At 70.4% G+C, this 12,217-nt stretch carries 9 protein-coding genes and 1 pseudogene; 7 read left to right on the plus strand and 3 right to left on the minus strand.

Features of this window, described 5'->3' with window-relative positions; translation table 11 throughout:
- The first annotated feature begins 65 nt into the window (after positions 1 to 65).
- The gene (locus tag ACZ63F_RS32145; protein ID WP_469716362.1) at positions 66 to 1,796 is read left to right on the plus strand and encodes an amylo-alpha-1,6-glucosidase; all 1,731 of its coding nucleotides are present in this window, start codon (positions 66 to 68) and stop codon (positions 1,794 to 1,796) included.
- 370 nt (positions 1,797 to 2,166) lie between these two features.
- Here the strand turns inward: ACZ63F_RS32145 and ACZ63F_RS32150 are convergent, their stop codons facing one another.
- The gene (locus ACZ63F_RS32150; protein ID WP_469716364.1) at positions 2,167 to 2,634 is read right to left on the minus strand and encodes an SRPBCC family protein; all 468 of its coding nucleotides are present in this window, start codon (positions 2,632 to 2,634) and stop codon (positions 2,167 to 2,169) included.
- 279 nt (positions 2,635 to 2,913) lie between these two features.
- On the opposite strand from ACZ63F_RS32150, the gene ACZ63F_RS32155 reads away from it, so the two are divergent.
- The 4 genes and pseudogenes from ACZ63F_RS32155 to ACZ63F_RS32170 form a co-directional block, all read left to right on the plus strand.
- A complete protein-coding gene (locus ACZ63F_RS32155; protein WP_469716367.1) occupies positions 2,914 to 3,177 on the plus strand; it encodes a hypothetical protein in 264 nt (87 codons plus the stop codon).
- Positions 3,178 to 3,800: 623 nt separating this feature from the next.
- On the plus strand, positions 3,801 to 4,193 hold the full coding sequence (locus ACZ63F_RS32160; RefSeq protein WP_469716369.1) for a DUF2267 domain-containing protein: 393 nt from the start codon (positions 3,801 to 3,803) through the stop codon (positions 4,191 to 4,193).
- A gap of 762 nt (positions 4,194 to 4,955) precedes the next feature.
- Positions 4,956 to 5,759 (plus strand): VOC family protein, encoded by an 804-nt coding sequence (locus ACZ63F_RS32165; RefSeq protein WP_469716796.1) that lies wholly within the window; start codon positions 4,956 to 4,958, stop codon positions 5,757 to 5,759.
- 89 nt (positions 5,760 to 5,848) lie between these two features.
- A pseudogene (locus ACZ63F_RS32170) lies at positions 5,849 to 6,020 on the plus strand (IS21-like element helper ATPase IstB); the annotation flags it as partial.
- Between the two features lie 117 nt (positions 6,021 to 6,137).
- Here ACZ63F_RS32170 and ACZ63F_RS32175 read toward each other — a convergent pair.
- Complete coding sequence (locus ACZ63F_RS32175) at positions 6,138 to 7,235, minus strand: MerR family transcriptional regulator (protein WP_469716798.1); 1,098 nt, start codon at positions 7,233 to 7,235, stop codon at positions 6,138 to 6,140.
- Between the two features lie 632 nt (positions 7,236 to 7,867).
- Here ACZ63F_RS32175 and ACZ63F_RS32180 point away from each other — a divergent pair.
- Entirely contained in the window at positions 7,868 to 9,613 is a 1,746-nt protein-coding gene (locus tag ACZ63F_RS32180) for a stealth family protein (RefSeq protein WP_469716371.1), read from the plus strand.
- Between the two features lie 15 nt (positions 9,614 to 9,628).
- Positions 9,629 to 11,476, plus strand: a complete 1,848-nt coding sequence (locus ACZ63F_RS32185) for a stealth conserved region 3 domain-containing protein (protein WP_469716373.1) — start codon at positions 9,629 to 9,631, stop codon at positions 11,474 to 11,476.
- A gap of 257 nt (positions 11,477 to 11,733) precedes the next feature.
- Here the strand turns inward: ACZ63F_RS32185 and ACZ63F_RS32190 are convergent, their stop codons facing one another.
- Positions 11,734 to 12,201: an HIT family protein gene (locus tag ACZ63F_RS32190; RefSeq protein WP_469716375.1), complete on the minus strand. Its 468-nt coding sequence runs from the start codon at positions 12,199 to 12,201 to the stop codon at positions 11,734 to 11,736.
- Positions 12,202 to 12,217 lie beyond the last annotated feature (16 nt).

Raw genomic sequence — 12,217 nt, forward strand, 5'->3', positions numbered from 1 at the left:
CGCCGGCCGCCCCTCTCGTGCGTCGTCCGGCCGCAACCCCCTGCCCAAGAAACGAGTCACGCCACATGACCGCCGCCCAACCAGGCCCGGCATTCTCCGTCCACGACATCCCGTTCAGCACGTACGGATCATGGTTCGACATTTCTCCCGTGATCGCGGAGAAGACATATGCCGAGGACCTGCACCTCGTCTCGCACCAGAACGGCATGCACGGCGTCCTGCGCCTGGTTCCTTCGAACCCGACGACGGGCGACCGCGCCGAGACCCGTGTCACGGCGGCACCGGGCCTGCTGAGCTGGATCGGCGAGAGCGGGCGCGTCGACCTCGCCTACGAGTCGCCGGACACCGTCCGGCTGCGGGGAAGCGGCCTGGGCATCGGCGTGTTCGCCGCCGCGCGGACCCTGACGCCATTCAGCGGCACGTATCTCTTCCATGATCCGGCGGCGGGCGCGCACGTGTTCACGTCGTACGAGACCGGGCGCCGCTACCGCGTGACCCTGTTGTCCGGAGCCCTCGCCGAGGCGACCGGAGCCCAGGCCCTGGGCAGCGCCGACCGCGGCGTCGCGGTCACGTCGGACGGGCCCTGGGAGATGGCGATCGAGGAACTCGACACTGCCCGCCCGCGGTACACGACCTCGGCCGCCTTCGACGACATCGTGGAGACCGCACAGGGCGCGTTCGCGAGCTTCGTCGAAGCGGTGGCCCCCTGGCGCTCGGCCGCCACCCCGGCCGCCGGGCTCGCCGCCTACGTCATCTGGTCGGCGACCGTACGGCCGACGGGTCTCGTCACCCGGCCCGCCGTGCTGATGTCCAAGCACTGGATGGACAAGGTCTGGAGCTGGGACCACTGCTTCAACGCCCTTGCCCTGACGCCGGGTCGGCCGGACCTGGGTTGGGACCAGTTCCACCTGCCTTTCGACCACCAGGACGCCACCGGCGCTCTGCCCGACTCCGTCGCCCACTCCGAGGTCCTGCGCAACTTCGTCAAGCCGCCCATCCATGGCTGGGCCTTGGGCCGTCTGCGCCGTCGCCTGCCGACGCCACCGAGCCGGGCCGAACTGACCAAGGCCTACGAGCGGCTGGAGGGCTGGACGAACTTCTGGCTCACAGCCAGGCGTGCCCCCGCCGACGAACTCCCCTACTACCAGCATGGCAACGACAGCGGCTGGGACAACGCCACCACCTTCGACCCCGAGCGAGTGGTCGTCAGCGCCGACCTGGCCGCGTTCCTCGTCCTGCAACTGCACGAACTCGCCGACCTGGCAACAGAGATAGACCGGACAGAAGAGGCGGGGCGGTGGACCCGTACGGCCGAGGAGATCCAGACGGCGCTGTTCGAGCAGCTCTGGACCGGCGACCGTTTCGTCACCCGCGGGCTCGGCACCGGGGCGACCTGGAGCAGCACCAGCCTCCTCGACCTGATGCCCATCGCGCTGGGCGAGCGCCTCCCCGCCGAGGTCGGCAGTGCGCTCGCCGACCGCATCAGGGCTCATCTCACGCCGTACGGCCTGGCCACCGAACTGACCAACTCGCCGCACTACCTCTCCGACGGCTACTGGCGCGGCCCCATCTGGGCACCCGCCACCGTCCTCGTCGAGGACGGCCTGCGCCGCGCCGGCCACCACCGGCTGGCCGACGACATCAGCGCCCGCTTCCGCGCCCTGTGCGAGACCCACGGTTTCGCCGAGAACTTCGACGCGCTCACCGGAACGGGCCTGCGCGACCGCGCCTACACCTGGACCGCCAGCAGCTACCTCCTGCTCGCGGAAGCGCACGCGTACCGAGAAGGCCGCTGACCGGCCCTCGCCCGCACACCCCCGTGGCCCCACAGGTGTCCCGGTTCTTCCTCTCCTCCCCAGGAGCCGCACAACGGAGTCACCCACAACGCTCCGGATCCACCGCCCGCTCAAGACGCCGGGCCATATCGTCCGTCGCCGAGCGAGATCCGTTCCCCGAACTCACCGACGTACCCATCCCTGGGGAGCCCTGCATGGCAGTACCAGCCTGGTTCCACCGGGTCCTGAAGCTTCGGTAGGCAGCTCGCGCGGTAGAGGGCGGCCCGGGTGGGCGGCGGCGAGGGCGAGACGGCGATCGGCGACGGCGGGTGTGAGTGCTCGACAGTGCTCACGGCGCCGTGGCCATGCCGGGGTCGCAGCCCAACCCGACTCAGTCGACTGCTTCCACGTACGAGGCCAGATTCGCCAGCGAGGAGGCGATCCCGGCCTCGTGGACCGCTTGCTCGATGCCAGGTGGCACGTCCGTGGCTGTGACGGTCACCTCGGTTCCGTCACCGGCGGCAGCGAGGTGCCAGGTCATCGTCATGGTGCCCGCGTACGAGGGGTCGTCGGCCTCGAACACGGCCCTCTGCACAACGCGCTCCGGCGGCGCCAGCTCTGCAAACCCGACGTCGACGACATCCGTCGCATCCGACGTCTTGCCGGGGCTGTCGACGGGGTCGAGGTAAGTGAGGATCATCCGGAATCCGCCACCGGGCCGGGGATCCCACCGCTCGACCCGCCCGCGCATGCCTTCCGGCGGCAGCCAGGCCTCAAGGGACTCCCGGTCGAGGAGAGCGCCGTAGACAGTCGCCGGTGGTGCCGCGATAACCCGGCTGGCGCGGTCGGTCCTGCTCATGGCCCGAGTCTAGGTGGTCCGCCGAGCCCGTCCTCCTTGAATGACCAACCGAAGAAGTCAGCTGAGTATCAGATGCGACCGAACAAGTCGCCTGACAAGCCGATCCACAGGTGTCGACTGTTCCTCGTCGTGAACAGCCCTCCGGCCCGCGACCGCAGCTTGAGGGCGTCCGACTGTTTCCACGGCAAGGAACATCGCCTCAAACGCATCCATAAGGGATGTATAGGAGGAATTCGCTGTGGTACCCCGACAGAACACGCCACAGATCGGAGAACCCCCATGGTGATCAAGAAGATGCACGACTTGGGCATCCGCAGCGAGCACGCCTACCTGGCCGGCTTGGCATCCATCGGTCTCAGCTTCGCGTCCTGGCTCGCCAGCCTCAAAGCCGAACAGGCCGGCATCGAGCGAGCCGACCGGTGGGGAATCTTCGTCGGCGAGTGGGCACCGACCTTCATAGGCCTCGGCCTGGCACTCTCCCACTACGAACAGCAGGAGGGCACCCTCAACGGCTCCCTGCACGTGGTGAAGCAGGCCAGCTGATCCGCTGGCCGTTCCTTGACCTCATCTGGTCCGGTCATACTGCAGGCCGGCCGCGTGGACCGGCAATGCCGCAGCTCACACGTGAGCGCCGATCGTGCCGCCCTTCGGAGGCCGCCACCAGCGCCCAGGGAATCGCCGTACGAGGTCCCTGCTCCGACAGTGCGCGCCCGCCGTCATGGAGGGGCGCGCACTACCCGGATCACCTGGACGGCTGGGCTGCTCGTGCGCCGGGTTGCGGCTGCGGGTAGCGGGGGCATGCACATCGGTGCGGTGGGCCGCTCGGGGCGATTGCCGCACGCGGCCGGGAGACGGGTGCGGGGCGCCTCGGCGTTACCGGGCAGCGGCACCGGCCGGCGCGCCACCAGACGTCCGACCCAGCGGCGGCCGCAGTGCTCGCAGGATGACCCCGCTGTCTGCTTACCCGTGGCTGTCCGGGCCGCCCGCGAACCTCCACTCCTTCGCCCGCTGCACCTCGGCGTTCCGCAGCCCCCGAGTACCGCCCCGCCCGGACAAGCCGCCGTGGCCTGTCACGCGGAACTGACAGGCTTGCCCCATCTGGGTACCGGGGAAGAGGGCATCGCCGTCGATGCCCTGAGATCACCGGCAAGCGGAGGTGATGAACCATGCAGCACCACGAGTTCCTCGCTCGCGTACGCGAGCTCGGCGAATACGCCAGCCAGGACGAAGCCGCGAAGGTCACCGACGCGGTGCTGAGCGTGCTCGCCCAGCACATCAGCCCGGGTGAGGTCGACGACCTTGCCTCCCAGCTGCCCGCCCCGCTCGGACAGGCACTGGCCCAGGCCAAGCAGTCGCAGGCCGAGAGTTTCGGGATCGAGGAGTTCTACCGCCGAGTCGCCGAGCGCACCGGCGCCCGGCCGCGCACCGCGGAGTGGGACGCCGGCGCGGTCCTGACCACCCTGGGCGGCGCCGTCTCCGGCGGAGAGCTGAACCAGATCATCAGCCAGCTCCCCTCCGGCTACGCCGTCCTGTTCGGCAAGGCCGATCTGGCGGGCTGACACCACAACCCCTGGGGCACCCCGAGCCCCCGAGTACGGCCGCGCCGCCGGCGCCGGCATCAGTCCGCTCGGCCAGGACGTCCGTGTATCCCGATCGCCGAGCGCGCCAAGCCATGCAAGATCGCCATCAGCGGGTCCTGCAGGGGTCCTGCAAGGAGATCCCCGGGTGACCGACGGCGGCCAGGCCCAGCCCGGAGACGAGGACGGGTCCTGATCGCGGGAGCCAGGCCAGTGTGGCGGCGGGAGCGGCGACGCCTTGCATCAGTCGGCTCATGCGCTCGAACAGTTCACAGGTCCTTGAACTCGGCGGCGCCCGGCCCACCCCACCGGAAGCCGGTGAAAAGCCTGTCCGGCGGGCTCCCCCGCCGGTGTCGTACGGACAGCGTCATCGCGGTTCACCTCCGGCTGGTCGGCCGTACAGATCACCGTCCATCGCGCGCGTCTGCGCGGAACCGTGTGAACCGGGCGGCTCAACAACTTTCGCGCGCTTCGCGTCGTCGGCAAGGCCCAGGCGCCCGATGAACGCGGGCTCGCTGCGCGCCAGGACGCGCCGTAGCGCTAGGCGTAACTCCGTGTACTGCGCACCCGTGCCATATCGCTGTGCTGTCACGGCAGAGCCAACGAATTGCGGCTGGACAGCGATGTGGGCCGGACGGGTGGAGTGGCGAGCCCGCCGCGAGAGAGGTGCGGGACGCGAACTCCGGTCGGACACTGGAGGTCAGAGCGGCGGCCGACGGCGTACGGAACCAGGGCACGATGGCCATGATCCACGGCACGACACACTCCTCCGGTGCGGCGGATACCGTCTCCACGCGCTCCATTTTCGGTGCGCCGTGCTGGGTGAGTCTGAGCAGCCGCGACCTCGACGCGACCCAGGACTTCTATACGGCCGTGCTGGGCTGGCGGTGGCGCACGGCTCGACTCGGCGACCGTTTCCGGACCGCACTGGCGGACGGGACCCCCGTCGCGGGGATCGCCGAGGCGGCCACCGTCTGGCAGATGGCCGTGGCCTGGACGCCGTACTTCGCCGTGGCGGACGCCGACGAGGCGGTCGGCCGCGTCCGGGAACGTGGTGGAACCGTGGCAGTGGGACCGATCTCCTTCCCGCCCGGAAGGGCGGCGCTGCTCGCGGACCGCGACGGTGCCCGCTTCGGGGTGTGGCAGGGGCAACTCGTCACCGAGTGGGAGGCATGGCGACAGGCGGCGCCGACGTTCATCACCCTGCACACCCGGGACGCCTTCGCCGCGACCATCTTCTACGGCGAGATCCTCGATTGGGCCTCGGGCCTGCCCGGCTGTTGCGAGGTCGAGTACGCGGCGGACCAAGTGCTGCTGCGCAGCCAGGGCGACATCGTGGCCCGCATCGAGTCGGGCTCGGTGGAGGCACCGCCCGACCCTTCGGTGCGGCCGCACTGGCAAGTCCACTTCGCCGTGGCCGACGTGGGACCGTGCGTCCAGAGCGCGGGAAAGCACGGCGGCAGTGTCCTGCACGAAGGCGAGCACGAGGCCGTGCTGCGCGACCCCGACGGCGCCCAGTTCACGGTGACCTCGCGTCGGCGCCACTGACGGGAAGCTTTCGAGCCGGAGGACGCCCTGCACGTCGCAGCCCGGCCCTGCCCTTTCCGATCAGCCGCAGGAGGGGCCTGGCGCGACGGGCCGGCACCGGCACGTTGCACCGGCTGATCGTTCCGGGGCACCGAGGCTGCGATGCACGGCTTCGGTGTCCGCTCCATGCCGGCCACCGATCTCGTCAACGAGCCGGCCGGGGCTGCGGACGAGAAGCAGCTGTCGAAGACGATCGCCCGTCACGGGCGTGTCGATCTTTTGTACATGGTCGGTCGGCCGGCCTTCAGCGGCGCCGGCATCCAGACCGGCACCGAGTCCTACCGCCGCCCACGCCAAGGCCCGAGCCGGACAGGTCTGAAGCTGAAGCTGCGGAGCAGGTCAGCCTATGAGCAGACGGAGGCCGAGATCTGCGGCGTCGAGGCCGGCGAGGTCGCTGTTGCGCTCGGCCCACCGGCCAGAGTCGAGGTCGTCGCTGAGGCTTCGCACCGCCCGCTGCTCGGCCTCCGGACCGACCCTCGTCCACACCGACATCGCACGGCGCACGTGATCCTCCAGATACGCCCCCGGCCGGCGCCAGTACGCCTCGAACAGGCCGTCAGCGCAGTCCCACGGGACAGGCACCGGCTCGGCGCGGGCGCCGATCGCGCCGGCCATCGTGGCAAGCGACGGAAACTCCGCGAGGACGGCGGCGAACTCGGGCAGGTAGTCGCGGGTGAGCCAGAACCGGTCCTGCCATCGGGGCTCGTCGGTGTCGAAGGTGAGCACCACCACGCGGCGTGCCACGCGCCGCATCTCGCGCAGCCCTGCTATCGGGTCCTCCCAGTGGTGAACGGTGGAGACGGCCATCGCGGCGTCGAAGTACTGGTCCTCGAACGGCAGGCTCTCCGCGGCGGCTGCCACGCACGGCGCCGAGCCGGCAGGCCGCTGCCCCCGCATGACCGCAGACGGCTCCACCGCGGTCACGTCGCGATCAGCAGGCTCGTAGGAGCCTGTGCCGGCCCCGACGTTCAGCACCGTCCGCGCGTCCCCGAGCGCGTCCCAGATCTGCGCGGCGATCCGCGGCTCGGTACACCGTGTCGCGGTGTAAGCGCCGCCGATAGCGTCGTACAGCCGTGCACCGAGCATCTCCAGCTGCTCCTGCGGTGTCACCTTCAGTCCCTTCGCCCGTGCCTCGAGTTCCCTGTCGATGGCGGCCGCCATGGCCTCAGCGCGATCACGCCGCTCCAGCAGCAGGCCGCGCAGCCGGCGCAGGTGCGCGACGGCGTCGGTGGACGGGTCACCGACCAGTTCGGCGACCTCCCGCAGCCCGAAGCCCAACCGCCGATAGGCCAGCACCTCCCGCAGCCGCTCCACGTCGCCCGCCGAATAGACCCGGTATCCGGCCGCGGTCCGGCCCGACGGACGCACGAGCCCGATCTCGTCATAGTGATGCAGCGTGCGGACGCTCACGCCGGCCAGCCTGGCCACGCGTCCCACGGTCCAGTGGTCCTCCACGGCACCGACTGTGCAGCCTGACGCCACGTGAAGGTCAAGCCTTACGCACGGCAGCGAGAGCCGAACACGCAGCAGCAGTCCGAGGCGACTCGTGCACGTCAGAACGACCGGCTGGTTCAGAGAAGTCCGGAACCGGGCGCAGTGACCCCACAGCACCCGAGCGGCAGCAGAAGTCACGGACATTGATCACGATGCCCGCCGTGCATGGTGATCACGGGACCGGAAGGCGGGGACTTCCACCCCAAGGGGTGGCTGCGCACAGGCCGGGTCCCCCGTCGGTGTCCTACTCCGATGTCCCCCGTCGGTCGCAGGACGCCGGCTCCGGAGAAGGGTGTCTGCAGGCGGCGGGCCTCGCCGAGCCGCTCTGCTCGGCGGCGGTGGCGAGGCTCTGCCGTCGTCCTCAGTGGCGGCGGCCTTCGGGAACCGGCAGTGAAGCGCCTTCCAGCAGCCCGGGACGTACCGCTGGTAAGGCCTAGCACAGTCAGGTGTGAGTTGGTTGTGTGCGCGTTCGGGGTTTCCTTAATTCTCTGAGAAATTTTCTACAACCATCCGGGCCAGATGTCCGTCTGGTTAACGCAAGGTTGTGTAGAGGTTGATGTAGAGGAGCTCAGAACGTGACCGTGCGTTCCTTTGCCCGGCGGATGCGACCGCGAGTCGAGCGGAAGGCCGCCGAGAAGGTCTGGCAGCTGCGCACCATGCGGCGGCGCCGCATGGCGGCGGTCACGGACCCGGTGCTCCGCCCCGTGGCAGTGCGCGGCCAGCAACTCTACGGACGGGTCGTGACCCGGTTCAGCGCCGCCGAGGCGGCCGCCGCCAACCTCGCCCTGGTCCTCGCCGCGCTGGAGCAGGACGGCATCCCCTACTTCTTGGTACCGGCCTCGCGCACGCGCCACACGGTCGGTGTGAATGCCGTGGACCGGGAGCGTCTCCTCACCGCCCTGGAGGCCCAGAACGCGGGGAAGGCGGTCTTCATCGGCAGACCGTTGCCCGGCGGAAGGCTCAAGCACCCCGCCCTGTTCATGGACGGTGTCCTGCCGGCCGCGCTGCGTACGGCCCCGGTCCTGCGGATCGGGGAGAACCACCTGGGCCCCGCGGGCCAGCTGCTCGCCGGCCCGGAACTCGCCTGCGACGTCGAGTTCTGGGAGGACGGGGCACAGCTCCTCGCCTCCACCGCAGGACCCGGGCGCCTGGCCTCGGTCCAGCCGCAGGCCTCCGAGGACGTCTTCGCCGAGTCCCTCGTCGCACCCCGCAACAACGGCATCACCGACGTACTGCCGGCGTCCGAGCAGACACCGGCCGTGGTCCGGATCGGCGACCGGGAGCTGCCGAGCTTCGCCGCGCTCACCCTGCCGACCGTGAACGACGTCACCTTCCCCGTCGACGTCGTCTACACCTGGGTCGACGGCGAGGAGCCGGAGATGCGGGCCAAGCGCGCCCGCTACCAGGAGCGCGGTACCGCCGAGATCCTGGACAAGGAGACCAACGCCTCCCGCTACACAAGCCACGACGAGCTGAAGTACTCACTGCGCTCGCTCGCCATGTACGCCGACTTCGTCCGCCACATCTACCTGGTGACCGACGGCCAGAAGCCGCACTGGCTCGACGACACGGCCCCGGGGATCACCGTCGTCGACCACCGCGACATCTTCCCGGCCGACGTCCTGCCGGTGTTCAACTCGCACGCGATCGAGACCCGGCTGCACCACATCCCCGGCCTGTCGGACCACTACCTCTACTTCAACGACGACGTGTTCGTCGGCCGCCGGGTCACCGCGGAGCACTTCTTCCACGGCAGCGGTCTGATGAAGATCCCGGTGTCCCCGCTCAAGATCGGGGCCGGCAAACCGCACGCCGAGGAGACCGCCACCAACTCCGCGAGCAAGAACGTCCGCCGGCTGCTGCTGGAGAAGTTCGGGCGGATGACCACGCACAACTTCATGCACACCCCGCTGCCGCAGCAGCGCGAGACCCTGCGGGACCTGGAGGACCTCTTCCCCGAGGACATCGCCCGCACCACGGCCTCCCGCTTCCGCTCGCCGCAGGACATCGCCGTGACGGCGCCGCTGCTCTACCAGTACGCGCTGATGACCGGCCGCGGTGTGCCGGGCCGGTTCGGCTTCCGGTACGTCAACATCAGCCGTCCCGACGCCGAGGCCCGCTTGGCCGACCTGCGCCGCACCCGCCGCTTCGACTTCTTCTGCCTCAACGACGTCGACGTGCCGCCGGAGGAGCGGGAGCGGGTCGGCCTGCGGATGCACGAGTTCCTGGAGGACTACTTCCCCTTCGCAAGCCCCTTCGAGAAGCCTTCCGCGGCGCCCTCCGCGACGCCCTCCGTGACGCTCTCCGAGAAGCAGAGCTGACGGGGGCTGGGGGGCATGGACATCCGTCACCGCTTCACGTTCACGGCGCCCGCGGGCCTGCGCGCGGTCCGGGACCTGCCGGCTCGCCTGTGCGCCTGGCTGTCGGCCAGGCTCTGGGCGCTGCGCGCGGCCCGGGCCCGACGACGCCTGCGCGCCGCCGTCCCCGGGCGCGCGATCACCTTCGGACCGACGCGCCTGTACGGCCGTACGGTCGACGCCTACACGGCCGCGGACGCCGCCGAAGCCGATCTCGAACGGGTCTGCACCCTCCTGGAAGGGCTGCACGTCCCGTACTTCCTGGTCCCCTCGGAGCACGGACACGGCGCGCCGCGGCAGGTCGTCGGCGTCGAGGAGACGTACCGCGACGCGATCCTCGCCCGGGCCGCCCAGCGCTTCGCCGGCACCGCCGGGTACGTCGGCGCCGTCGGACCGGGCGGCGCCGTGACGACCGCGGTGCTGTGGGCCGACGGCAGGCTGCCCCGGGCGCTGCGGGGGGCCGCCGTACTCCGCACCGGCGTGGTGCGCCTCGGCCCGGCAGGGCAGGTGCTCAGCGGCCTGGAGTCGGGGTGCGACATCGAGTTCTGGCGGCACGGCCGGGACCTCGGCGCCCCCTCGGATCCAGCCGGGGGCAGCGCCGGCGGCACCGACCCCGCCTGGCTCACCGTGCCCGGCAGCCGGCTCCCGGACGTCTTCGGGCCGGCGCTCGTCGCCCCGCGCCGCAACCCCGTGGCGGAAGTGCTCCCGGTGACGGCGCGGCAACCGGCGGCGGTGGCGGTCCGCCGCCGCACCGTCCCGACGTTCGCCCCGTTCGCCGGGCCCGGCATCGACGAGGTGCTGTTCCCCGTCGACGCCGTCTACACCTGGGTGGACGGGGACGACCCGGCGATGGCCGCGAAGCGCCGGGCCCACCAGGAACTCTCCGACAACGCGATCGCTCCGCGCGAGACCGGCGCCTCCCGCTACACCAGCCATGACGAACTGAAATACGCACTGCGCTCGCTGGAGATGTACGCCGGGTTCGTCCGGCACGTCTACCTGGTCACCGACTCCCAGATCCCGTCCTGGCTGGACCCTGATGCGGAAGGCCTGACGGTGATCGACCACCGGGAGATCCTCCCGCCCGACGCACTCCCGGTCTTCAACTCGCACGCGATAGAGAGCCGCCTGCACCACATCCCGGGCCTGTCGGAGCACTACCTCTACTTCAACGACGACGTCTTCATCAACCGGCCGGTACGCCCCGAGCACTTCTTCCACGGCAACGGCATCGCCCGTATCCCCCTGTCTCCGCTGAAACTGGGCGTAGGCGCTCCGCACCCACTCGAACCCGCCCCGAACTCCGCCGGCAAGAACGCCCGCGAGGTGATCAGGCGCTTCCACGGCAGACACATCACGCACAAGTCGCTGCACACCCCCCACCCCCAACTGCTGTCCGTGATGCGCGAGATGGAGAGCCTGGGAATCGAGGAACTCGAACGGACGTCCTCCTCCCGTTTCCGCTCCACCTCCGACGTCGCTCCGGCATCCACGCTCCACCACCACTGGGCGATCGCAACGGGCCGGGCCGTCCCCGCCGACTACCGCTTCCGCTACGTCCAGCTGGGCACACCGGACATGCACCGCCGCCTGGCCCGCCTCGCGGCCGGCGAGGACATCGACTTCTTCTGCCTCAACGACGTGGACACATCCCCGGAGGCCAGACCGGCTGCCCAGGCCGCCATCCGCAGCTTCCTGGACCGCAAATACCCCTTCCCGAGCCGCTACGAAGGAGCCCCGCGCACCAGCACCCGCCCCATCACACCGCTCACGACGAGAATCCCGTCCCAGCCCACACGGGAGGAAGCACAGCGCCGCGAGGCGTAGACGGCGTGGGCCGGACCCGGGCGGCGAGGCGGCACGGGGCGCCCGCGCACGTAGGTGTCTTCCTCGTGCCGCTGCCCTCGCACGACTGTCCGGCGTCGCGCGCGGCCCCGCCGTCGCGCGCGAGGAGCGCCGACGACGCCCGAGCGGGTGTGCTCTTGTCGTGGTGGCCGAGCGCCTGGGCGATGACGAGGACCGAGGCCTGGAGGAGGAGTTCGTCGACCACGCCGTGCCCATCGCCCGCCGCATGGTCTAGACCATCAAGCGTCGGCTGAACTGGAACTGAGAGCTTCCCTCAGCCGAACACAGACCCGCTCCACCTCCAGCGCCGGCGGGAAGCACCGCGCCTGCCCCATGGCCACCTGCAGCGCGGGACCGAAGGCGTCGAACCGTTCCATGTCTTCTGTGCCGGCGGGTTGCACGACGAAATGGATGTGTCCGGGAACACCGTCGGCATGGGACCACAGGCATACATACACCTGCTCAGGGTCCATCACCTCAGTGACTGCGGCGCTCACCTTCTGCAGCAGAGGTCCGAGTTCCATGGACTCTTGCGCCGTCAGGTCGGCTACGTGCACTACATGCCGGACCGGCTTGACCACGACCGCACCGAGGCCCAGAGGGCCGACGCAGTGCTCGACAACCCACATCCGTGTCCGCAACAGGTTCCCACCCGGCAGCGGGGTCCTCCCCTCCATGAGATCGCACGCAAGGCACTCGCCGCTCACGCCAGCATCCTCCCCG

Source organism: Streptomyces sp. NPDC104761 (assembly GCF_055583445.1).